This is a genomic window from Streptomyces guryensis (assembly GCF_021261325.1).
GTDB classification, from domain to species: domain Bacteria; phylum Actinomycetota; class Actinomycetes; order Streptomycetales; family Streptomycetaceae; genus Streptomyces; species Streptomyces guryensis.
On record NZ_JAJSBI010000016.1, the window covers coordinates 1 to 21,946 of the forward strand.

18 protein-coding genes and 2 rRNA genes are annotated in these 21,946 nt (G+C 71.5%); 15 read left to right on the forward strand and 5 right to left on the reverse strand.

All coding sequences use genetic code 11. The annotated features are described in order from the left end of the window. The 4 genes from LJ657_RS28255 to LJ657_RS28270 all read left to right on the forward strand — a co-directional run. Positions 1 to 101: ribosomal RNA gene (locus LJ657_RS28255) — 23S ribosomal RNA — on the forward strand; the annotation flags it as partial. 104 nt (positions 102 to 205) lie between these two features. Further along, positions 206 to 322, forward strand: a 5S ribosomal RNA gene (rrf, locus tag LJ657_RS28260). Between the two features lie 197 nt (positions 323 to 519). Beyond that, positions 520 to 1,689 carry a hypothetical protein gene (locus tag LJ657_RS28265; RefSeq protein WP_232651827.1) on the forward strand — a complete coding sequence of 390 codons (1,170 nt, stop codon included), beginning with the start codon at positions 520 to 522 and terminating at the stop codon, positions 1,687 to 1,689. Further along, positions 1,626 to 2,384, forward strand: coding sequence for a tetratricopeptide repeat protein (locus tag LJ657_RS28270; RefSeq protein WP_232651828.1), 759 nt, complete (start codon positions 1,626 to 1,628; stop codon positions 2,382 to 2,384). The genes LJ657_RS28265 and LJ657_RS28270 overlap by 64 nt, the downstream gene beginning before the upstream one ends. A gap of 55 nt (positions 2,385 to 2,439) precedes the next feature. Here the strand turns inward: LJ657_RS28270 and LJ657_RS28275 are convergent, their stop codons facing one another. Further along, complete coding sequence (locus LJ657_RS28275) at positions 2,440 to 3,732, reverse strand: DUF1015 domain-containing protein (protein ID WP_232651629.1); 1,293 nt, start codon at positions 3,730 to 3,732, stop codon at positions 2,440 to 2,442. Between the two features lie 72 nt (positions 3,733 to 3,804). On the opposite strand from LJ657_RS28275, the gene LJ657_RS28280 reads away from it, so the two are divergent. From LJ657_RS28280 to LJ657_RS28295, 4 genes are all read left to right on the forward strand, one after another. Next, on the forward strand, positions 3,805 to 4,833 hold the full coding sequence (locus LJ657_RS28280) for an HAD hydrolase-like protein (RefSeq protein WP_232651630.1): 1,029 nt from the start codon (positions 3,805 to 3,807) through the stop codon (positions 4,831 to 4,833). 101 nt (positions 4,834 to 4,934) lie between these two features. Then, positions 4,935 to 5,978, forward strand: coding sequence for a FecCD family ABC transporter permease (locus LJ657_RS28285; RefSeq protein WP_232651631.1), 1,044 nt, complete (start codon positions 4,935 to 4,937; stop codon positions 5,976 to 5,978). Beyond that, complete coding sequence (locus LJ657_RS28290; protein WP_232651633.1) at positions 5,975 to 7,012, forward strand: FecCD family ABC transporter permease; 1,038 nt, start codon at positions 5,975 to 5,977, stop codon at positions 7,010 to 7,012. Before LJ657_RS28285 ends, LJ657_RS28290 begins: the two co-directional genes overlap by 4 nt. Then, the gene (locus tag LJ657_RS28295) at positions 7,009 to 7,887 is read left to right on the forward strand and encodes an ABC transporter ATP-binding protein (RefSeq protein ID WP_232651634.1); all 879 of its coding nucleotides are present in this window, start codon (positions 7,009 to 7,011) and stop codon (positions 7,885 to 7,887) included. The genes LJ657_RS28290 and LJ657_RS28295 overlap by 4 nt, the downstream gene beginning before the upstream one ends. Here LJ657_RS28295 and LJ657_RS28300 read toward each other — a convergent pair. Then, positions 7,871 to 8,218 carry an SCP2 sterol-binding domain-containing protein gene (locus LJ657_RS28300; protein ID WP_232651635.1) on the reverse strand — a complete coding sequence of 116 codons (348 nt, stop codon included), beginning with the start codon at positions 8,216 to 8,218 and terminating at the stop codon, positions 7,871 to 7,873. The genes LJ657_RS28295 and LJ657_RS28300 overlap by 17 nt on opposite strands. Before the next feature lie 42 nt (positions 8,219 to 8,260). On the opposite strand from LJ657_RS28300, the gene LJ657_RS28305 reads away from it, so the two are divergent. From LJ657_RS28305 to LJ657_RS28325, 5 genes are all read left to right on the forward strand, one after another. Continuing rightward, on the forward strand, positions 8,261 to 8,584 hold the full coding sequence (locus LJ657_RS28305) for a hypothetical protein (protein WP_232651637.1): 324 nt from the start codon (positions 8,261 to 8,263) through the stop codon (positions 8,582 to 8,584). A 7-nt stretch (positions 8,585 to 8,591) separates the two neighbouring features. Then, the gene (locus LJ657_RS28310; protein ID WP_232651643.1) at positions 8,592 to 9,407 is read left to right on the forward strand and encodes a TlyA family RNA methyltransferase; all 816 of its coding nucleotides are present in this window, start codon (positions 8,592 to 8,594) and stop codon (positions 9,405 to 9,407) included. Next, a complete protein-coding gene (locus LJ657_RS28315) occupies positions 9,404 to 10,309 on the forward strand; it encodes an NAD kinase (RefSeq protein WP_232651647.1) in 906 nt (301 codons plus the stop codon). The genes LJ657_RS28310 and LJ657_RS28315 overlap by 4 nt, the downstream gene beginning before the upstream one ends. A 204-nt stretch (positions 10,310 to 10,513) precedes the next feature. Next, the gene (gene recN / locus LJ657_RS28320) at positions 10,514 to 12,232 is read left to right on the forward strand and encodes a DNA repair protein RecN (RefSeq protein ID WP_232651829.1); all 1,719 of its coding nucleotides are present in this window, start codon (positions 10,514 to 10,516) and stop codon (positions 12,230 to 12,232) included. A 383-nt stretch (positions 12,233 to 12,615) separates the two neighbouring features. Further along, on the forward strand, positions 12,616 to 13,752 hold the full coding sequence (locus tag LJ657_RS28325) for a glycosyltransferase family 4 protein (RefSeq protein ID WP_232651648.1): 1,137 nt from the start codon (positions 12,616 to 12,618) through the stop codon (positions 13,750 to 13,752). Positions 13,753 to 13,762: 10 nt separating this feature from the next. Here LJ657_RS28325 and LJ657_RS28330 read toward each other — a convergent pair whose 3' ends face one another. The 3 genes from LJ657_RS28330 to LJ657_RS28340 all read right to left on the reverse strand — a co-directional run bounded on the left by LJ657_RS28330 (position 13,763) and on the right by LJ657_RS28340 (position 18,962). Then, complete coding sequence (locus tag LJ657_RS28330; protein ID WP_232651650.1) at positions 13,763 to 15,418, reverse strand: PucR family transcriptional regulator; 1,656 nt, start codon at positions 15,416 to 15,418, stop codon at positions 13,763 to 13,765. A gap of 292 nt (positions 15,419 to 15,710) precedes the next feature. Then, positions 15,711 to 17,093, reverse strand: a complete 1,383-nt coding sequence (locus LJ657_RS28335) for an FAD-binding oxidoreductase (RefSeq protein WP_232651651.1) — start codon at positions 17,091 to 17,093, stop codon at positions 15,711 to 15,713. Between the two features lie 66 nt (positions 17,094 to 17,159). Then, positions 17,160 to 18,962, reverse strand: a complete 1,803-nt coding sequence (locus tag LJ657_RS28340; protein WP_232651830.1) for a glycoside hydrolase family 15 protein — start codon at positions 18,960 to 18,962, stop codon at positions 17,160 to 17,162. A gap of 508 nt (positions 18,963 to 19,470) precedes the next feature. Between LJ657_RS28340 and pyrG the strand changes: the two genes are divergently transcribed. Together pyrG and LJ657_RS28350 are read left to right on the forward strand one after the other, a co-directional pair. After that, positions 19,471 to 21,138, forward strand: coding sequence for a CTP synthase (gene pyrG, locus LJ657_RS28345; RefSeq protein WP_099927835.1), 1,668 nt, complete (start codon positions 19,471 to 19,473; stop codon positions 21,136 to 21,138). Positions 21,139 to 21,235: 97 nt separating this feature from the next. After that, positions 21,236 to 21,862: an NUDIX domain-containing protein gene (locus LJ657_RS28350; protein ID WP_232651652.1), complete on the forward strand. Its 627-nt coding sequence runs from the start codon at positions 21,236 to 21,238 to the stop codon at positions 21,860 to 21,862. Positions 21,863 to 21,946 lie beyond the last annotated feature (84 nt).

The window sequence follows — 21,946 nt, forward strand, 5'->3', positions numbered from 1 at the left end:
TGGGGTAAGGCTCCCAGTAGACGACTGGGTTGATAGGCCGGATCTGGAAGCACCGCAAGGTGTGGAGGTGACCGGTACTAATAGGCCGAGGGCTTGTCCTCAGTTGCTCGCGTCCACTGTGTTAGTTCTGAGACAACGACCGTTGTCGGCTTTGAGCAGAATGCATAACAGAAGAGTGTGCTTGTTCGCTCGAAACCATTAGGGTTTCGGTGGTTATAGCGTGAGGGAAACGCCCGGTTACATTTCGAACCCGGAAGCTAAGCCTTACAGCGCCGATGGTACTGCAGGGGGGACCCTGTGGGAGAGTAGGACGCCGCCGAACAATCTTTGGAAGGACCCCTGGTCCCAGCGTTCAGCTGGGACCAGGGGTCCTTTTGTTTTTACTATGCTTGCAGTACCGAAGACAGGAGTCACCGATGTCCACCAACTCTCCCGACGACCGACCGGAGCGCGACCAGCGGCGACGGGACAGTGGGGACCGCGGGGACCGTGGCGGGTTCCGTCGGGACGACCGGCGTGATGACAACCGCGGTGGTTCCGACCGCGGTGGCCACGGCCGCCGGGACGACAACCGGGGTGGCGGACACGGCCGGCGTGACGACCGCCCGCGTGACGACCGCCCGCGTGATGAGCGCGGGGACCGTGGCGGTTTCCGTCGGGACGACAACCGGGGTGGCGGCTACGGCCGGCGGGATGACCGGCGCGAGGGTGACCGTGGCCCTCGTCCGGCGTTCCAGCGCGACGATCGCGACCGTGGGCCGCGTCGGGACGACCGGGACCGTGACCGTGGCTTCCGTCGGGACGACCGCGGGGACCGTGGGGACCGCCCCTCCTTCCGCCGTGACGACCGTGGCGGCGAGCGGCGAGACAACGACCGCGGTGGTTTCCGTCGGGACGACAACCGGGGTGGCGGCTACGGCCGGCGCGACGACCGCCCGAGCGATGCGCGTGGGGACCGCGGGGACCGTGGCGGGTTCCGTCGGGACGACCGGCGTGATGACAACCGCGGTGGTTCCGACCGTGGCGGCTACGATCGACGCGACGACCGCAGGGACGACCGTGACCGTGGCTTCCGGCGCGATGACCGTGGGGACCGTGGAGAGCGTCCGTCGTTCCGCCGTGACGACCGTGGGGACCGCCCCTCGTTCCGCCGTGACGACCGCGGAGAGCGTCCGTCCTTCCGCCGTGACGACCGCGGCGACCGCGGAGAGCGTGGGGACCGTCCGTCGTTCCGCCGTGACGACCGTGGCGACCGTGGGGACCGCCCCTCGTTCCGCCGTGACGATCGCGGCGACCGAGGAGAGCGTGGTGACCGTCCCCCCTTCCGTCGTGATGACCGGGGTGACCGTCCTCCCTTCCGTCGTGATGACCGGGGTGACCGTCCCCCCTTCCGTCGTGATGACCGGGGCGAGCGTCGGGAAGGCGACCGCGGGGGCTTCCGTCGGGACGACAACCGGGGCGAGCGCGGTGGGTTCCGTGGCCGTGATGACCGTGGTGGACGCGGGGGCCCGCGTCGGGACGACCGTGGTGGCCGCCCCGGAGGCTTCCGTGGGCGTGACGACCGGGGCGGTGGCGGCGGTCGGTTCCGTGACGAGCGGGACCGCGACCGTGAGCCGATCAAGCGGCTGCCCATCCCCGAGGACGTCACTGGCGAGGAGATCGACAAGGACGTACGGCAGGAGCTGCTGAGCCTGCCCAAGACGCTCGCGGAGGATGTCGCCAAGAACCTGGTGATGGTCGCCCGGCTCATCGACGAGGACCCCGAGGGCGCCTACGCCTACTCCAAGATCGCGCTGCGGCTGGCGTCACGCGTCGCCGCCGTACGCGAGGCGGGCGGGTTCGCCGCGTACGCGAACCAGAAGTACGCCGAGGCGCTTGCGGAGTTCCGGGCCGCGCGGCGGATGACCGGCAGCGTGGAGCTGTGGCCCGTCATGGCCGACTGCGAGCGGGGGCTGGGGCGGCCGGAAAAGGCGCTGGACATGGCCGGGGCGCCCGAGGTGCAGAAGCTGGACAAGGCCGGGCAGGTCGAGATGCGGCTCGTCGCGGCCGGCGCCCGGCGCGACATGGGGCAGCTCGACGCCGCCATCGTGACGCTGCAGAGCCCCGAGCTGGCCTCCAGCTCCGTACAGCCGTGGACCGCGCGGCTGCGCTACGCGTACGCCGACGCGCTGCTCGCCGCCGGTCGTGAGGGCGAGGCTCGGGAGTGGTTCGCGAAGGCCGTCGAGGCCGACAAGGACGGCAGCACGGACGCCTCGGACCGTCTTGCCGAGCTGGACGGCGTGGAGTTCGTCGACGCCTTCGACGAGGGCGACGAAGGTGACGCGGGCGACGCCACGGAGGCCGAGGTCGAGGCCAAGGCCGAGGTCGAGGACGACAAGGACTGAGCTGTGAGCAAGGGCGGGACCGTGAGGTCCCGCCCTTTCGCATGTCCAGAGGGACTCAGAGGTCCAGCGCGCGCAGCACCAGTCCTGACGCGGGCTTCGGGCCGAACGACGTCGACTTGCGGGGCATCGTCACGCCCTGGCGGGCCAGGTCGCGGACGACCTCCTCGCGGACCGGGTGCATCAGGACAGCCGTACCGCCGTCGCGTTGCGCCTTCTCGACCGTCGCGGCCGTGTCGTGGATGTAGGCGATACGGGCCGGGTCGTCCTCGGGGATGTGCCAGACATGGTCGAGGAGCGTGGCGTGCAGGACCGTGGCGTCCAGGGTGCGCCAGGCGGCGGGGCGTTCGGCGGGGATCGTACGGGCCAGGAGGTCGGGATCCGGGCGGTCGATCAGGTGGAAGGCTCCGTCGCCGGTGAGCAGGAAGGCGTTGCCGGCGCAGGCGGCGTCCGCCAGTGCGTCCAGGGCCTCCGGCAGGGGCACGGGCAGGTGCCGTATGCGGAACAGGCCGTCCAGGGCGGCCAGGGCGTCGGCGACCGGCAGGCCGTGCAGGAGGCGGTGGATGGCGCGGACGCGCAGCGGGTAGCGGGCCGTGTCGACCAGGAGGACGAGACCGTAGTCCCAGGGGCTCGGCGAGGTGTGCTCGGTGCGGAGGCGGCGATATGTCGCCCAGCGGTGGTGGCCGTCGGCGATCAGGGCCTGGTGCTGGGCCAGGTCGGACTGGATGCGGGCGAGGTCGGCCGGGTCGGTGACCGACCACAGGCGGTGGCTGAAGCCGTCCTCCGTGGTGGTGGCCAGGAGCGGGGGATGCCCGGCGACGCGTTCCACGACCTCGATCGCCGAAGACGTCGAGCCGTTGCCGCGGTAGGTCAGGAGCAGGGGCTCGAGGTTCGCTGAGGTGGCGCGCATCAGGGCCGCGCGGTCGGCGACCACGTGCGGCATGACGTCCTCGTGCGGCAGGACCACGCCCTCCGACGGGTCCGAGATGCGCAGGGCGCCGATGATGCCGCGCTGCAGCATTCCGTCGCCGTCGCGCTGCTCGTAGACGTACAGGCCGGGTTCGGGGTCGGTGGTCAGGACGCCCTCGGAGAGCCAGCGGCGCAGGGTGTCGGCGGCCTGTTCGTTGCGGGCCGTGGGGATGGTGGCCTGCGGCAGGATCAGGCGGACGATGTTGTGCGGGTCGGCGGACTGGAGGTGGTGCAGGCCGTCGGGGCGTACGACGACGTCGTACGGCGGGGACGTCACGGCGGCGAGGCTGCCGACCCGGTCGGGGTCGTAGCGAAGGCCTCGGAACGGGGTGAGTTCCAGGCCTCGGCGCGCCGTTGCTTCCGGGTGACCTGCTGTGTTCATCCCGGCATCGTACGTGTGTCAGTGGCGTGAGGGATGATCGGGGGAAAGCCGTCGAACGAGGAGCGATGTGGAATGAGCCAGAGCGTCAGGACGAGGCCCGAGGGCAGTGGGCAGGCCCTGAGCGAGGCGTATGACACGGCGCTGCTCGATCTGGACGGGGTGGTGTACGCGGGGGGCAACGCCATCTCCTACGCGGTCGAGTCGCTGGCCACGGCTCGGGCGGGCGGGATGCGTCTCGCGTACGTCACCAACAACGCACTGCGGACGCCGGACACCGTGGCGGATCACCTGACCGAGCTGGGGATACCGACCGGCGCCGATGACGTCATCACCTCCGCGCAGGCGGTCGCACGGCTGATCAGCGAGCAGGTGCCGGCCGGGGCGCGTGTGCTGGTCATCGGCGGGGAGGGGCTGCGGGTGGCGCTGCGGGAGCGGGGGCTCGTGCCCGTCGAGTCGGCGGAGGACGAGCCGGTGGCGGTCGTGCAGGGGTACGGCGGGCCCGAGTTGCAGTGGGCGCGGTTCGCGGAGGCCTGTTACGCCATCGCGCGCGGGGTGGCCTGGTACGCCTCCAACACAGACCTGACGATTCCGAGTGCGCGCGGGATCGCACCGGGCAACGGCGCCGCGGTGGAGGTGGTGCGGATAGCGACCGGTGCCGAACCGCAGGTCGCGGGCAAGCCGCTGCCGCCCATGCACCGGGAGACGATCCTGCGGACCGGCGCCGAGCGGCCGTTGGTCGTCGGGGACCGGCTGGACACGGACATCGAGGGCGCGTTCAACGGGGAGGTCGACTCCCTGCTCGTGCTGACCGGTGTCACCGACGGCGCGCAGCTGCTCGCCGCGCCGCCGCAGCACCGGCCGACCTATGTCGACGCGGATCTGCGCGGGCTGCTCACGGGACAGCCGGAGGTCGTCGAGGCGGGGGACGGCTTCCGGTGCGGGGGCTGGACGGCGACGGCGGGTGTGGAGCGGCTTGAACTGGACGGTGACGGGGAGGCGTTGGACGGACTGCGGGCGTTGTGCGCGGCGGCCTGGACGGCGGCCGGCGAGGGCGTGTGCGAGCTGGATGCGGGGAAGGCGCTGGCGCGGCTGGAGTTGTGAGGCGACACACCGGGCGGGTGGCGGACGGGGAACCCGTGGTTCGCCCGGCCGTCCGGACCGGGGATCGAGAGGCGATGCAAGGGTAGGCTAACCTAACTTACGTGTTGGTTGAGAGTCCTCCAGAACAGCGCGCGGAGACCGCCCCCGCGCCCCCAACCCGCCGGGCGATACGTGCCTTTGGGCTCGTTGTATCGGTCGCCGTCCTGGTGCTCTTCGCGCTGGCGAGCATCGCGATCGGGGCGAAAGGGCTGTCCCTGGAGCAGGTATGGCACGGGCTGTTCCAGGACACGGGGACGTACGGCGACGTCGTGGTCGACGAGCGGCTGTCGCGGACCGTTCTCGGGCTGCTCGCCGGCGCGGCACTGGGCCTGTCCGGGGCGGTGCTGCAGGCGCTCACCCGCAATCCGCTGGCCGACCCCGGGCTGCTCGGCATCAACGCGGGCGCGTCGGCCGCGGTCGTCACCGCCATGACGTACTTCGGTGTCACGACCCTCAACGGCTATGTCTGGTTCGCCTTTTTCGGGGCGGCCGCCGTCGGTGCGCTGGTCTGGTTCCTCGGCGGCAGCCGGGGCGCGACCCCGGTGCGGCTCGCGCTCGCCGGTACCGCCGTCAGCGCCGCGCTGTACGGCTATCTGCAGGCCGTGATGATCACGGACGACGCGGCGCTCAACAAGATGCGCTTCTGGACCGTCGGTTCGCTCTCTTCGGCGACCGACTCGACCATCCTTCAGGTGCTGCCGTTCCTCGCGGTCGGCACGCTCCTCGCCCTCCTGCTCGCCCGGCCGCTCAACGCCGTGGCCATGGGCGACGACACCGCCAAGGCCCTCGGCGCGAACCTGAACCGCACCCGGGCACTGTCGATGCTCGCCGCCGTCGTGCTGTGCGGTGCGGCGACCGCCGCCTGCGGGCCGATCGCCTTCGTCGGCTTGATGGTCCCGCACGTCGTGCGGTCCTTCACCGGCCCCGACCTGCGCTGGATCCTGCCGTACGCCATGATCCTGTCGCCCGCGCTGCTGCTCGGTGCCGATGTCATCGGCCGGGTCGTCGCCCGTCCTTCGGAGCTCCAGGTCGGCATCATCACCGCGGTCATCGGCGGTCCGGTCTTCATCTTTCTGGTACGGCGACGGAGGACGGCGCAGCTGTGAAGAGCAACCGTGTGCTGAGGACGCCGGGCGGGCTCTCCCTGCGCCTGGACGTCCGGGCCGTCACCGTCGTCGCCCTGCTGCTGCTCGCCGCGCTCGCCGCGAGTGTCCTGCTGATCGGCACCGGCGACTTCCCGATCCCGGCCGGCGACGTACTGAAGGCACTGGCCGGGGACGGAAACGCCGGACAGGAGTTCATCGTCAACGAGTTGCGGCTGCCGCGGGTCCTGGTCGGGCTGCTGGTCGGTGCCTCGCTCGGGCTCGGTGGGGCGCTGTTCCAGGCCGTCACCCGCAATCCGCTGGGGAGTCCGGACGTGCTCGGCCTCGGGCAGGGAGCGACGGCCGGGGCGCTCGTGATGATCGTGCTGTTCTCCGGGAGCGCGGCCCAGGTCACCATCGGTGCGCTCGTGGGGGGTCTGGCGACCGGGCTGGCCATCTATCTGCTGGCCTGGAAGCGGGGCGTGCACGGTTATCGGCTGGTCCTGGTCGGTATCGGAGTGTCCGCGATCGTCACGGCCGTCAACAGCTATCTGCTCACGGTGTCCGACATCGCCGACGCCGCCCGCGCGGTCGTCTGGATGACCGGGTCCCTCAGCGGCCGCGACTGGGACCAGGTCTGGCCGCTGCTCGGGCTGTCCGCCGTACTCGTACCGCTGGTCCTAGCCAACGCCCGCGGGCTGCGGATGATGGAGATGGGCGACGACGTCTCGAACACCCTCGGGGTGCGGGTGGAGCGCGTACGGGCGCTGCTGATGGTGGCCGCTGTGCTGCTCACCGCGACCGCCACCGCCGCGGCCGGGCCCGTCAGCTTCGTGGCGCTCACCGCGCCGCAGCTCGCCCGCCGTCTGACCCGCTCGCCCGGCCCCAACCTGCTGTCGTCCCTGTGCATGGGCGCCGCCCTGCTGGTCACCGCCGACTGGATCTCGCAGCGGGCCTTCGGCGCCGACCAGTTGCCCGTGGGTGTGGTCACCGGCGTCCTCGGCGGTGTCCATCTGCTGTGGCTGCTGGTCATCGAGCGCAGGGCGGCCCGGATATGAGCGCCCCCTCGAAGCCGGACACGAGCGGCCCGAAGAACACGTACACCCCAAGGAGCACCGTGAACCGCCTGTCCGCCGAGAAGGTCACCCTCGCCTACGACCAGCGGGTCATCGCCGAGCAGCTCTCGGTGGAGATCCCCGACGGTTCGTTCACCGTGATCGTCGGCCCGAACGCGTGCGGCAAGTCCACCCTGCTGCGGGCCCTGTCGCGGATGCTGAAGCCGAGCCGGGGGCGGGTGCTGCTGGACGGGCAGGTGATCCAGTCGATGCCGGCGAAGAAGGTCGCGCGGACGCTGGGCCTGCTGCCGCAGTCGTCGATCGCGCCCGACGGCATCACCGTCGCCGACCTGGTGGGCCGTGGCCGTTATCCGCACCAGGGCATCCTGCGCCAGTGGTCGGCCGAGGACGAGCGGGTCGTACAGGAGGCGATGGCGCAGACCGGGACCGCCGCACTCGCCGATCGCCATGTCGACGAATTGTCGGGCGGTCAGCGGCAGCGCGTATGGATCGCCATGGCGCTCGCCCAGCAGACCCCGCTGCTGCTGCTCGACGAGCCGACGACCTTCCTGGACATCCAGCACCAGATCGACGTCCTCGACCTGTGCGCCGAGCTGCACGAGGAGCAGGGCCGCACGCTGGTTGCCGTGCTGCACGACCTCAACCACGCCGCCCGGTACGCCACCCACCTCATCGCGCTGCGCGACGGGCGGGTCGTCACCGAGGGCGCGCCCGGCGAGATCGTCACGTCCGATCTGGTCGAGGAGGTCTTCGGGCTGCGCTGCCAGGTGATCGACGACCCGGAGACGGGGACGCCGCTGGTGGTGCCGGCGGCGCGGAAGGCACGCGCGCGCGTGGTGGCTACAGAAGCTTCCTGAGCTGGAACAGGTCGCGCAGGCCGGCCTCCAGCTTGACCCGGCCCGAGCCCCAGGCCTTGGCGAAGTTCAGCTCGCCGTTGACCATCGCCACCAGGTCGTCGCCCTTCATGGTCAGTCTGATCTCGGCCTTCTCCCGTGGTGGGCCCTGGATCGTGTCCTGCACCACGATCCGGCCGCCCGTCATCCTGCCGACGAACGTGATGTCGAGGTCGGTGATCCGGCAGCTCACCGAGCGGTCCAGGGCCGCGGCCGTGCGGACGTCCCCCTCGGCGGTCTGCATGTTGTCCGAGAGCTTTTCGAGTGCGGCGCGGCACTCCTCGATCGTGGCCATCGCGATCGACGGTACCCCAGCCGTTCGGGGTAGCGTCTGGGCATGAGCGACTCTGTGCCCGACGCCACGGTGGGGGACGAAACGGTCGAAGTCGAACCCGAGCAGGAACCCGAGTACGACCCCGCCGCCCCCGCGCCGCTGAACGTGCCCCGCACCCCGACCGGCAACGCCGAGGTGGACGCCCAGCTGGAGCGCCTCGGCGACGCCGACCACCTCGCCACCGACGGCCACCTCGAGGTGTACGAGGATGTACACCGGGGGCTGCGCGACGCGCTCACCGCGCTCGACGCCCGCCCGGGACCCCCGGCGCCCTCGCCGTCGTACGACGCGAGGACGCCTTCACCCTCGTATGGCCATAGGAGCTGAACCGAACGTGGCAGGAGTCGCACGCCGCCGTCTGGACGCGGAGCTGGTCCGCCGGAAGCTCGCGCGCTCGCGCGAGCACGCCAGCCAGCTGATCGCGTCCGGGCGGGTCACCGTCGGCAGGACCGTCGCGACCAAGCCCGCCACGCAGGTGGAGACCGCGGCGGCGATCGTCGTCAAGGCCGACGACAGCGATCCCGAGTACGTGTCCCGGGGCGGGCACAAGCTTGCGGGCGCGCTGCAGGTGTTCGTGCCGCAGGGGCTGGTCGTCGAAGGACGGCGGGCGCTGGACGCGGGCGCTTCCACCGGCGGTTTCACGGACGTCCTGCTGCGCGCGGGCGCCGCGCATGTGGTAGCCGTCGACGTCGGATACGGACAACTTGCCTGGACTCTTCAGAGTGATGAACGCGTCACCGTCAAGGACCGTACGAACGTACGCGAGTTGACGCTTGAAGAGATCGATGGGGAGCCTGTGGATCTTGTCGTGGGGGATCTGTCCTTCATCCCGCTCGGGCTGGTCCTGCCCGCCCTGGTGCGGTGTGTGAAGCCGGACGCCGACCTGGTGATGATGGTCAAGCCGCAGTTCGAGGTGGGGAAGGAACGGCTGGGGAGTGGGGGAGTCGTACGGAGTCCGCAGCTGCGGGCGGAGGCCGTGCGGGGGGTGGCCCACAAGGCGTGGGAACTCGGGCTCGGGGTGAAGGGTGTCACCGCCAGTCCGTTGCCCGGACCTTCCGGGAATGTCGAGTACTTTCTGTGGCTGCGGACCGGGGCACCCGAACTGGACCCGGCCGACGTTGACCGTGCAGTGGCGGAGGGGCCGCGTTGACCCAGAACCGAGCTCGTACTGTTTTCCTGCTCGCCCACACCGGGCGGCCCGCGGCCATTCGCAGCGCCGAACTCGTGGTCAAGGGGCTGATGCGCGAGAACATCGGCGTGCGTGTCCTGGCGTACGAGGCACGTGATCTGCCGCTGCCCGAAGAGGTGGAGCTGGTCGAGGAGGCCACTCCGCAGTGCCTCGACGGGTGCGAGCTGCTGATCGTGCTCGGGGGTGACGGGACGCTGCTGCGGGGCGCCGAGTTCGCCCGGGCGTCCGGGGTGCCGATGCTCGGCGTCAACCTCGGGCGGGTCGGGTTCCTCGCCGAGGCCGAGCGGGACGATCTCGACAAGGTCGTCGACCGGGTGGTGACGAAGGCGTACGAGGTCGAGGAGCGGATGACCGTCGATGTCGTCGTTCACCAGAACGGGAACATCGTGCACACGGACTGGGCGCTGAACGAGGCGGCGGTACAGAAGGCCGGCGCCGAGAAGCTGCTCGAGGTCGTGCTGGAGATCGACGGGCGGCCGGTGACCGGGTTCGGGTGCGACGGGATTGTGCTGTCCACGCCGACGGGGTCGACCGCGTATGCGTTCTCGGCGGGTGGGCCCGTCGTGTGGCCTGAGGTTGAGGCGCTGCTGATGGTGCCGATTTCTGCGCATGCGCTGTTTGCGAAGCCCTTGGTCACGTCGCCGGATTCTGTGCTGGCGGTTGAGGTGCTGCCTCATATTCCGCCCGGGGTTCTGTGGTGTGACGGGCGGCGGACTGTGGAGTTGCCGCCGGGGGCGCGGGTCGAGGTGCGGCGGGGGGCTGTGCCGGTGCGGCTGGCTCGGCTGCACCACGCGTCGTTCACAGACCGGCTTGTGGCCAAGTTCGCGTTGCCCGTTTCCGGGTGGCGAGGGGCGCCGCACTAGCGCTCTGCAGGGGGCAGGGGTTTTTGCGCGTCTGCGGGTTGTTTGTGGTTGCTCGCGCAGTTCCCCGCGCCCCTGAAACCCCACTCGCCCGGGTGATAATGCGCAGCCGATGCACATTCGTCACCTGCACCTTCACACAAGGGGCCCGGGGGCCGTCGCACTCCCTGCCCCCGACCTCGTAAGGTCGTGTTCGTGCTGGAAGAGATGCGGATACGGTCGCTCGGAGTCATTGACGACGCGGTCGTCGAGCTGTCGCCCGGGTTCACTGCCGTCACCGGTGAGACGGGTGCGGGCAAGACCATGGTGGTCACCAGCCTCGGGCTGCTGCTGGGCGGGCGGGCGGACCCGGCGCTCGTGCGGATCGGGGCCGAGAAGGCGGTCGTGGAGGGGCGGATCGCCGTTCCCGCGGGCGCCTCGGCCGTCGTACGCGCCGAGGAGGCCGGAGCCGAGCTCGACGACGGGGCGCTGCTGATCAGCCGTACCGTTTCCGCCGAGGGGCGGTCGCGGGCGCATGTCGGCGGGCGCAGCGTGCCCGTGGGGCTGCTCGCGGACCTCGCCGACGACCTGGTGGCCGTGCACGGGCAGACCGACCAGCAGGGGTTGCTGAAGCAGTCCCGGCAGCGGCAGGCGCTGGACCGGTATGCCGGGGACGCGGTCGCGGGGCCGCTCGCGAAGTACGGCGAGGCGTACCGGCGGCTGCGGGCCGTCTCCGTGGAGCTGGAGGAGATCGTCACGCGCGCGCGTGAGCGGGCCCAGGAAGCCGACATGCTGCGGTACGGGCTCGACGAGATCGCCGGTGTGGAGCCGAGGGCCGGGGAGGACGTGGAGCTGGCGGAGGAGGCCGAGCGGCTCGGGCACGCGGAGGCCCTGTCGTCCGCCGCTACGGCCGCTCATGCCGCCATGGCCGGCAATCCGGAGGATCCCGAGGGCATCGACGCCGCCACGCTCGTCGCGGGGGCTCAGCGGGCGCTGGACGCCGTACGGTCGCACGACCCGGCCCTGGCCGCGCTCGCCGACCGGATCGGGGAGATCGGGATCCTGCTGGGTGACGTCGCCGGGGAGCTGGCTGGGTACGCCGACGACCTGGACGCGGATCCCCTGCGGCTCGCGGCCGTTGAGGAACGGCGGGCGGCGCTCACCGGTCTGACCCGCAAGTACGGGGAGGACATCAACTCGGTGCTCGCCTGGGCCGAGCAGAGTGCCGCGCGGCTGACCGAGCTGGACGGCGACGACGAGCGGATCGACGAGCTGACCGCCGAGCGGGATGCGTTGCGGGCCGAACTGGGCGGGCTGGCACAGGCGTTGACGGATGCGCGGGCGGAGGCGGCGGAGCGGTTCGCGGCCGCTGTGACAGCGGAGCTCGCCTCGCTCGCGATGCCGCACGCGCGCGTGTCGTTCGACATCCGGCAGACCGAGGACCCGGAGGGCGTGGAGGTCGGCGGGCGTACGGTCGTCTACGGGCCGTCCGGTGCCGACGAGGTCGAGCTGCTGCTGGCCCCGCATCCGGGGGCGCCGCCGCGGCCCATCGCCAAGGGTGCCTCCGGTGGTGAGCTCTCGCGCGTGATGCTCGCCGTCGAGGTCGTCTTCGCGGGGACGGATCCCGTGCCGACGTATCTCTTCGACGAGGTGGACGCCGGTGTCGGCGGCAAGGCGGCGGTCGAGATCGGGCGGCGGCTGGCGAAGCTCGCGAAGACCGCACAGGTCGTGGTCGTGACCCACCTTCCGCAGGTGGCCGCCTTCGCCGACCGGCAGTTGCTGGTCGAGAAGACGAACGACGGGTCCGTGACACGGTCCGGTGTGAAGGTGCTCGAGGGCGAGGAACGGGTGCGGGAGCTGTCCCGCATGCTCGCGGGCCAGGAGGACTCCGAGACCGCTCGGGCGCATGCGGAGGAGCTGCTGGCTACGGCCAGGGCGGACGGTTAGCGCCGCCGGGGGAAGGACTACGCCGGTCGTACGGCCGAGTCGTGGGCGGGACCGGCTGCTGCGCGGTGGGTGTCGCCTTGGCGGGCGGGCCCGGCCCGCCGCCGGGTTCGCCGTGCCGGTCGGGGGCACCGGCCCCGGTCGAGGGTTCAGGCAGTACCTCAGCCCGCCCCGGAAGCGCCTCTTCCTCACCCGTGTGAGTGAGTCCTCACCCCGTTCAGGGGCGCCTCCGGTGGGTTCCCGCCCCGTCCGCGTTGCAGGAACACCCGTACGTCCTGGCATTCTTGGCGTAGTACGTGGAGGAAACCGCGCGGTACACCCCCTCCGCTCGATCCTTCTGTACTTTCTTCGTGACCGCCCGACGCCGAACCAGGAGCCCCGGCCACGTGAGCCCCGTGACCAGCCACTCACCGCCCGGTCAGTCACCGCTGCGCACCGTGCAGGTGCTGGGCGGCGGCAACGCCGGCAGCAGCGCGCACGTGCGTTCGCTGACGGCGGGGCTGGTCGCGCGGGGCGTGCGGGTCACCGTGTGCGCTCCTGTCGAGGCCGATCGCGCCTACGACTTCACGGGTACCGGCGCCGAACACGTGCACGTGCCGCGCAGCAGCGACCCGGGAGCCGTGGCCGCGCTGCGGGACGCGTGCAAGGACGCCGACCTGGTGCACGCGCACGGGTTGCACGCCTCCTTCCGTGCCGCGCTGGCCCTCAGCGGCCGGCGCACCCCGCTCGTGGTCACCTGGCACGACCGCGCGCACGCCGAGGGGGCGCGAGCGCATCTGCTGCGGCTGCTGGAGCGGCGGGTCGTGAAGGCCGCCACCGTGGTGCTCGGCACCTCCTCGGACCTCGTGGACCGGGCCCGTCGGACCGGGGCACGGGACGCTCGGCTGGCCGCCGTGGCGCTGCCGGGTCCGACTGCGGCCGAGGAGCCGGAGGACCCCGACCGGCCGAGCCCCAAGATCCGGGCCGAACTGGGTGCCACCGGCCGTCCGTTGCTGATGGCCGTCGGCTCCCTCGACCGGCACCGCGGGTACGGCACCCTGCTGGACGCCACGCGCGCGTGGCGGCTTCTCGACCCCGTGCCGCTGGTGGTGATCGCGGGGGAGGGCCCGCTGCGGACCGTTCTGCAGCGCCGTATCGAGGACGAAGGACTGCCCGTCCGGCTCATCGGGCGGCGCGACGACGTGCGGGCGCTGCTCGCCGCCGCCGACCTCGCGCTGCTGCCCAGCAGCTGGGAATCGCGCTCCGTGCTCGCCCAGGAGGCCCTCCACGCGCGCGTGCCGCTCGTCGCGACCCGGGTCGGCGGCATCCCCGAACTCGTCGGCGACGCGGCCGAGCTCGTCCCGTACGGGGACGCGGAGGCCCTCGCCGACGCCGTCACCGGTCTCCTCGGCGACCCGGAGCGTCGTGAGCTGCTCACGGAGAAGGGCGTCCGGCAGGCCGCCACCTGGCCCACCGAGGACGAGACGGTCGCCCAAGTGCTCAGCGTCTACGACGAGTTGACCCAGCATCGGCCGCTCGTTTGAGGGGCTGGTCCTAGGAGGCGTGCCGGCGTGCTCGCAGTGCCAGGCTCAACGCCAGTACCGTCTGCGGGTCGTCGAGGTCGGTGCCGAGCAACTCGCCGATCCGGGCGAGCCGGTTGTAGAGGGTCTGCCGGTTGAGGTGGAGTTCGCGGGCGGTCTCCGCCTTGCGGCCCGCGTGTGCCAAGTACGTCTCCAGAGTGGGCAGCAGGGGCGGCCTGGAGCGGTTGTCGTGGTCGCGGAGCGGACCGATCGCACGGTCCACGAAGGCCGCCAGGTCCGGGTGGTCGCGCAGCCGCCACAGCAGCAGGTCGATGTCGAGGCGGCGGGCGTCGTACCAGGGGCGGTCCGAGAGGCCCTGCGCCGCCGTCGCCGTCTCCGCCGCGTGTCTGAGGCCGGCCGACGCCGCCGCCCAGCCGCCGGCCACCCCGACGACCACCACCGGCGGCTGCGCCCCGGGCCGGTGCATCCCGGCCCGCTCCACGCCCGCCCGCAGCGCCGCCGCGACCCGGTCCGCGACCGCCGTCCGCTCCGTCTCCGCACGCAGGCCCAGCAGCAAGGGCACCCGGCCCTCGACAGGCCGTACGCCCAGCAGGACCGGAACCCCCACCGCGGCCAGCTCCTCCGCGACCGCGCGGGCCAGCACCGCCCAGCCCCCGCCCGGCGACAGGGTGTCGCCCAGCCGCATCACGACCGGCAGCAGCGGGCTGTTGCCGGGCTTGAAGCCCAGCACGCGCGCCTGCGCGGGGGCGTCCTCGGCGGCGATGCGGCCCTCGGCGAGGTCGGTGAGGAAGTCCCCGCGACCGCGCGCCGCCAGCTCCTCCTCCTGGCGTGCCTGCATCAGGACGACGGCCAGGATGCCGGCCGTCCGCTCGGCCGCGATGCGGTGCACCGGGGCCAGCGGGGCCCGTACGGGGAGGAGGACCAGGCGGGCCCGGACCGAGCCCGTTCCAGGGCCGCCCCCGGGCACGTCCACGAGCACCGACCCCGAGGGCGGCGGGGCGTCCTTGTGGTGGCCGCGCAGCCCCTCCCACACCTGGAGCGGGTCCGCGCCCTCGGGGCCGGCCCCGGCGGCGTACAGCAGCTGCCCGTCCGTCGTCTCCAGGAAGACCGGGTTGCCGCTGAAGTCGGCCAGGATGCCCAGCACCTGCGGCACTCCGCCACCGCCCAGCAGGGCCTCGGTGCAGCGGCGGTGCACCTCCTCGGCCCGCTGCAGCAGCGCGTAGTGGCCGTTGACGATCTCGGTGTGGACCTCCTCCGTGACCGCCACGAAGGGCACCTCGCGGTGCAGTTGGACCAGGGGCAACCCGGCCGCGCGTGCGGTGTCGACAAGCGCGGCGGGCAGGCGGGTGAAGCGCGGTCCGAGCTCCACGACGAGAGCCGCGATGCCGCGCTCGGCCAGGGTGCGCACGAACGCCCGCTGCTCGGCCGGCCGGGTGCCGAGCCCGTAGCCCGTGGTCAGCAGCAGCTCGCCGCCCTTCAGCAGCGAGGCGATGTGCGGCACCTCGCCCGCGTGCACCCAGCGCACGGTGCGCTGCAGCCGGTCGGCGCCCGCGAGGACCTCGGGCAGCCCGCTGCGCAGTCCGGGCAGCTCCAGCGCCCGCTGCACGGTGATCCCGGCGCCCTGCGTGTCGAATCTGCTGCCCGTACCGCTGCCCGTACCGCTGTCCATGAGCCGGACGCTACCCGCGCGAGTGCCTCCGGGACATCTCCGGGCGGGGTTGGACCGCCGTCGGCCGGGTTACTCGGGTTTGCCTCGCGATGTCTGTCCCGGTCATGTCGGCCGACCTGCTTTTCTGCCGGGGTTCCGGGGTTGTGCCCCGGCCCGCGGCGGACGGGCCGTGGAGAGCGTGCACAGGCGGCCCGCGGCCGTACTGGACCGCCGGGCGAGGCCGGACCGGACGAGATCGCCCTCGTACCGGCGACGGCCGGCGATCCGGTGGGGGAGCGCACGCTGGAGGTGCTCAGGCCGGCTTGACGTTGTGGTTGAAGCGGAACACGTTGTCCGGGTCGTAGCGCCGCTTCAGCGCCGCCATCCGTGCGGTGTTCTTGGCACCCAGGCCTGCCACCACGCGCTCCGGGCCCTCGTCGCCGATGAAGTTGAGATAGGTCGCGCCGGTGCTCCACGGCCGGACGTCGGCCCGGACGCCCCGCACCCACTCGATGCAGCGCGCGTCGTCCACGGGGTCCGCCCACATGCCGAAGGGGTGCACCGCCCATGGCGCGCCCCGGTACGGCACCGGGTACTCGGTGGGCCCGTCGGCGATCGCGCCGCCCTGCGGGAACAGCACGTGCTGGGTGCCGGTCGGCACGGGCACCGAGTCCCCGCGGGCGCAGTAGACGTCCACCAGCTCGTCGGGCAGACCGGTCAGATACTCCGCCGACCAGTAGTTCCGCAGGTCCGGCGGGTCGTCGAACATCGTCTGGAAGTCGGCGTACGGCACCCCGCCGACGATCTCCGCCTCGTGCGGCAGCGCCAGCAGCGGCTCGGCCAGCTTGCGCATGTCCTCCTCGCCGCCCACGTACGTCAGGACCGCACCGCACATCAACGTGCCGACCAGGTGCGGCGGTACGAACTCCTCGGGCGGGCCGGTGACGTAGAGGACGGCGCCGGACGCCTCCACCGGCGCGGCCGTGATGATCTCGCGGAAGGTGCGGACGGTGTCTCGGCCGAACTCCGGGAGGTACAGCACCAGCGCCATCGAGAACCGGGGGAGTTCATGCAGCGCCAGGGTGATCGCGGTGGCGATGCCGAAGTTGCCTCCGCCGCCGTGCAGCGCCCAGAACAGCTCGGGGTTCTCGTCGGCGCTGGCGTGCACCTGGCTGCCGTCGGCGGTGACCAGTTCGACGCCGAGGAGGTTGTCGACGGCGAGGCCGAAGGAGCGGTCCAGCCAGCCCGTGCCGCCGCCCAGGACATAGCCGCCGACGCCGGTCGTCGAGGCCCGGCCGCCGGTGGTGGCGAGGTGGTGCGGCTCGGTGGCGCGGTCCAGATCGCTCATGGTGGCGCCGCCCGCGATCCGTACCGCCTCGGCCGCGGGGTCGACGACCACGGCACGCATTTGGCGCAGGTCGACGACCAGCCCGCCGTCGTTCACCGCCATGCCCGCCACACTGTGCCCGCCGCCGCGCACGGCGATCTTCAGGTCGAGCTCCCGGCCGAAGCGGACGGCCCGCACGACGTCGGCCGCGTCCACGCACTGAGCGATCACCGCCGGACGCCGGTCGATCATCGCGTTGAAGACGGTCCGGGCCTCGTCGTAGCCCGTGTCTCCCGGGGCGAACACATCGCCGACCAGATCCTCGCGCAGCGCGGCGAGGGCCGCGCCCGCCTTCGATGGGGAAGCCATGCGGCGCCCCCTTCCGTGCAGGGGCTGTTGGCTCCAGCGTAGGCGGGCCCGGCTCGGCGGTCCTGTTCAGCCGCCGTACGCCCCGGACGCCGTCAGGCGCAGTGCCGTGTCGATGAGCGGGACATGGCTGAAGGCCTGCGGGAAGTTGCCGACCTGGCGCTGGCGGCGCGGGTCCCACTCCTCGGCGAGCAGGCCCAGGTCGTTGCGGAGCGAGAGCAGCTTCTCGAACAGCTTGCGGGCCTCGTCCACGCGGCCGATCATCGCGAGGTCGTCCGCCATCCAGAACGAGCAGGCGAGGAAGGCGCCCTCGTCACCGGGCAGCCCGTCGACGCCCTCGTCCGCACCCTCGGTCGGGTAGCGCAGGATGAATCCGTCGGACGTGGACAGCTCGCGCTGGATGGCCTCGATGGTGCCGATCACGCGCTTGTCGTCGGGGGGCAGGAAGCCCATCTGCGGGATCAGCAGCAACGACGCGTCGAGCTCCTTCGAGCCGTACGACTGCGTGAAGGTGTTGCGCTCCTTGTCGTAGCCCTTCTCGCACACGTCCCGGTGGATGTCGTCGCGCAGCTCGCGCCAGCGCTCCAGCGGACCGTCGGCGTCGCCGGACTCGATGAGCTTGATGGTGCGGTCGACGGCGACCCAGGCCATGACCTTGGAGTGCACGAAGTGCCGGCGCGGGCCGCGCACCTCCCAGATGCCCTCGTCCGGCTCGTCCCAGTGCTGCTCCAGGTAGCGGATCAGCTTGAGCTGGAGCAGCGAGGCGTAGTCGCTGCGGGCCAGGCCGGTCATGTGGCCCAGGTGGAGGGCCTCGGTGACCTCGCCGTACACGTCGAGCTGGAGCTGGTGTGCCGCGCCGTTGCCGACGCGGACCGGTGCCGAGCTCTCGTAGCCGGGCAGCCAGTCCAGCTCGGCCTCGCCGAGCTCGCGCTCGCCCGCGATGCCGTACATGATCTGCAGGTTCTCGGGGTCGCCTGCGACCGCCCGCAGCAGCCACTCGCGCCAGGCGCGGGCCTCCTCGCGGTAGCCGGTGCGCAGCAGCGAGGACAGGGTGATCGCCGCGTCGCGCAGCCAGGTGTAGCGGTAGTCCCAGTTGCGGACGCCGCCGATGTCCTCGGGCAGGGAGGTGGTGGGGGCGGCGACGATGCCGCCGGTGGGGGCGTACGTCAGCGCCTTCAGCGTGATCAGGGAGCGGATCACGGCCTCGCGGTACGGGCCGTGGTACGTGCAGTGCTCCACCCACTCCCGCCAGAAGTCCTCCGTCGCCTCCAGCGAGGCCTCCGGCTCCGGCAGCGGCGGCGGCTCCTTGTGCGAGGGCTGCCAGGAGATCGTGAAGGCGATGCGGTCACCGGGGGCGACCGTGAAGTCCGAGTAGGTGGTCAGCGACTTGCCGTAGGTCTCGCACTCGGTGTCGTACCAGACCGAGTCCGGGCCGGCCACGGCGACCGTGCGGCCGTCGTGCTTGTGCACCCACGGCACGACCCGGCCGTACGAGAAACGCATCCGCAGGGCCGAGCGCATCGGGACGCGGCCCGAGACGCCCTCGACGATGCGGATCAGCTGGGGGGCGCCGTCGCGCGGGGGCATGAAATCGGTCACTCGGACCGTGCCGCGCGGGGTGTCCCACTCGGATTCCAGGATCAGCGAGTCGCCGCGGTAGCTGCGCCGGGCCGCCGTGGGCGGCTGGGCGTCGGAGGCGTGCGCGGGGCCGAGCCGCCAGAAGCCGTGTTCCTCGGTGCCCAGCAGGCCGGCGAAGACGGCGTGCGAGTCGAAGCGGGGCAGGCACAGCCAGTCCACTGTGCCGTCCCGGCAGACCAAGGCGGCGGTCTGCATGTCTCCGATGAGTGCGTAGTCTTCGATGCGCCCGGCCACGTGCAACTCCAGTCGAACGGCCACGTCACCCCCGCGGAAAGGGGGCTGTCGCTAGTGCGGTCAAGGGGTCGTTGTAATGCGTCGTTGAGCGGTGAAGCAAAGCAGTCGTCCTGGCCGTGTGGCAAAACGACAATTGATGCTCAACGAACTGACGAGCTCTCGTTGTTCCGGTCATCACGTGCGGGGGTGGTGACGTGTACCCGGCCGGGCTCGGCAGCGAGTGTCCGAGCAGGATACGACGCACGTAGATGATCTGCGTGCCGCTCCGGGCAACCCGAATACGCCGAACGGGTGAGCAACGAGTGAGAAACGCGAAGGACCGTGCGGGTCCGTGGTGACTCGTGTGCGGTGCGTGGCCGGAAGCCATCTCCTTCCGGCGCTGATACCCTGGTAGCCCGTGGACCGGTGGGCACGAAACCCCCGAACCGCAGCGACGGCACCCCCGGAAATCTCCGGTCGGCAGCCGCACAGCACCCCAGACCGCGACCACGGGAGCCCCCCTTTGGCCATGCCGCCCGCTGCTTTCCGAAACAGCACAGCCACGACGACCAAGCACATCTTCGTCACCGGGGGTGTCGCCTCCTCGCTCGGCAAGGGCCTCACCGCCTCCAGCCTGGGCATGCTCCTGAAGGCGCGGGGCCTGCGGGTCGTGATGCAGAAGCTCGACCCGTACCTGAACGTCGACCCGGGCACGATGAACCCCTTCCAGCACGGTGAGGTGTTCGTCACCAACGACGGCGCCGAGACCGACCTGGACATCGGACACTACGAGCGCTTCCTCGACCGTGACCTGGACGGCAGTGCCAACGTCACTACGGGCCAGGTGTACTCGACGGTGATCGCCAAGGAGCGGCGCGGCGAGTACCTCGGTGACACCGTTCAGGTCATCCCGCACATCACCAACGAGATCAAGCACCGTATCCGGCGCATGGCGACCGACGAGGTCGACGTCGTCATCACGGAGGTCGGCGGCACGGTCGGCGACATCGAGTCGCTGCCGTTCCTGGAGACGGTCCGCCAGGTCCGCCACGAGGTCGGCCGGGACAACGTCTTCGTCGTCCACATCTCCCTCCTGCCGTACATCGGCCCGTCGGGCGAGCTGAAGACGAAGCCGACCCAGCACTCGGTTGCGGCACTCAGGAACATCGGTATCCAGCCTGATGCCATTGTCCTGCGCTGCGACCGCGAGGTCCCCACCGCGATCAAGCGCAAGATCTCGCTGATGTGCGACGTCGACGAGGCCGCCGTGGTCGCCTGCCCCGACGCCCGCTCGATCTACGACATCCCCAAGACCGTGCACGGCGAGGGCCTGGACGCCTATGTGGTCCGCAAGCTGGACCTGCCGTTCCGCGATGTGGACTGGCGGACCTGGGACGACCTGCTCGACCGCGTCCACAACCCCGACCACGAGATCACCCTCGCGCTGGTCGGCAAGTACATCGACCTGCCGGATGCCTACCTCTCGGTGACCGAGGCGCTGCGCGCGGGCGGCTTCGCCAACAAGGCCCGCGTCAAGATCAAGTGGGTCACGTCCGACGACTGCAAGACCCCGGCCGGCGCCGCGGCGCAGCTCGGTGACGTCGACGGCATCTGCATCCCGGGCGGCTTCGGCGACCGCGGTGTGCTCGGCAAGGTCGGCGCGATCAAGTACGCCCGCGAGCACAAGATCCCGCTGCTCGGCCTCTGCCTGGGCCTGCAGTGCATCGTGATCGAGGCCGCGCGCAACCTGGCCGGCATCACCGACGCCAACTCCACCGAGTTCGACTCCGCCACCGGCCACCCGGTCATCTCCACCATGGCCGAGCAGCTCGACATCGTCGCCGGCGAGGGCGACATGGGCGGCACGATGCGGCTGGGCATGTACCCGGCGAAGCTGGCCGAGGGCTCGATCGTGCGCGAGGTCTACGACGGCAAGGAGTACGTCGAGGAGCGCCACCGGCACCGCTACGAGGTGAACAACGCCTACCGCGCGGAGCTGGAGAAGAAGGCCGGCATCCTGTTCTCCGGCACTTCGCCCGACGGCAAGCTCGTCGAGTACGTGGAGTACCCGCGCGAGACGCACCCTTACCTGGTGGCGACCCAGGCGCACCCCGAGCTGCGCTCCCGCCCGACCCGGCCGCACCCGCTGTTCGCGGGTCTGGTGAAGGCCTCGGTCGAGCGGAAGAATTCCAAGTAACACACCAGTTGTACGGTGGCCGGGGCGCTCGCATTCAAAAGGTGAGCGCCCCGGTTTCACTTGGCGTGTGTTTCGAAAGTGTGCGGAAGGACAGGGCATGACGATCAAGGACATCCCCGAGGAGTGGGAGATCCGGGCGACGAAGACCCCTTTCGTGGGCAACAAGACCTCCGTCCGCACGGACGACGTGGTCATGCCCGACGGACACGTGGCCGCCCGCGACTACCAGGTCCACCCCGGCTCGGTCGCCGTCCTCGCCCTCGACGAGGCGGGACGGGCCGTGGTCATCCGCCAGTACCGCCATCCCGTACGCCACAAGCTGTGGGAGATCCCGGCCGGCCTGCTCGACGTGCCCGGCGAGAACCCGCTGCACGCCGCCCAGCGGGAGCTGTACGAGGAGGCGCACGTCAAGGCCGAGGACTGGCGGGTGCTGGCCGACGTCTACACCACGCCCGGCGGCTGCGACGAGGCCGTGCGCATCTTCCTCGCCCGCGATCTGTCCGAGGCCGAGGGCGACCGCTTCGAGGTCGAGCACGAAGAGGCCGACATGGAACTCGAGCGGGTGCCCGTCGAGGAGCTCGTACGGGGCGTCCTGGCGGGCGAGCTGCACAACAACTGCCTTGTCGTGGGCCTCCTTTCGCTGATCGCCGCACAGCAGGGCGACGGGCTCGACGCACTGCGCCCTGCCGAGGCGCCGTGGCCCGCGCGTCCCTTCGAGTCCTGAACGCCGCCCTCTCCGTACCGGTGTGACCATCTGCTGATCCGATCGGGGGATGTGCCCGCCGCGCTCCGCCAGGATCGTTGCAGA

What these genes read in the sequence shown, in the direction of transcription:
- LJ657_RS28265 (WP_232651827.1), top strand. Translation starts at nt 520, where the DNA reads ATGACAACCGCGGTGGTTCCGACCGCGGTGGCCACGGCCGCCGGGACG.
- LJ657_RS28275 (WP_232651629.1), bottom strand. Translation starts at nt 3,732, where the DNA reads ATGAACACAGCAGGTCACCCGGAAGCAACGGCGCGCCGAGGCCTGGAA.
- LJ657_RS28280 (WP_232651630.1), top strand. Translation starts at nt 3,805, where the DNA reads ATGAGCCAGAGCGTCAGGACGAGGCCCGAGGGCAGTGGGCAGGCCCTG.
- LJ657_RS28295 (WP_232651634.1), top strand. Translation starts at nt 7,009, where the DNA reads ATGAGCGCCCCCTCGAAGCCGGACACGAGCGGCCCGAAGAACACGTAC.
- LJ657_RS28300 (WP_232651635.1), bottom strand. Translation starts at nt 8,218, where the DNA reads ATGGCCACGATCGAGGAGTGCCGCGCCGCACTCGAAAAGCTCTCGGAC.
- LJ657_RS28305 (WP_232651637.1), top strand. Translation starts at nt 8,261, where the DNA reads ATGAGCGACTCTGTGCCCGACGCCACGGTGGGGGACGAAACGGTCGAA.
- recN (WP_232651829.1), top strand. Translation starts at nt 10,514, where the DNA reads ATGCGGATACGGTCGCTCGGAGTCATTGACGACGCGGTCGTCGAGCTG.
- LJ657_RS28330 (WP_232651650.1), bottom strand. Translation starts at nt 15,418, where the DNA reads ATGGACAGCGGTACGGGCAGCGGTACGGGCAGCAGATTCGACACGCAG.
- LJ657_RS28335 (WP_232651651.1), bottom strand. Translation starts at nt 17,093, where the DNA reads ATGGCTTCCCCATCGAAGGCGGGCGCGGCCCTCGCCGCGCTGCGCGAG.
- pyrG (WP_099927835.1), top strand. Translation starts at nt 19,471, where the DNA reads ATGCCGCCCGCTGCTTTCCGAAACAGCACAGCCACGACGACCAAGCAC.
- LJ657_RS28350 (WP_232651652.1), top strand. Translation starts at nt 21,236, where the DNA reads ATGACGATCAAGGACATCCCCGAGGAGTGGGAGATCCGGGCGACGAAG.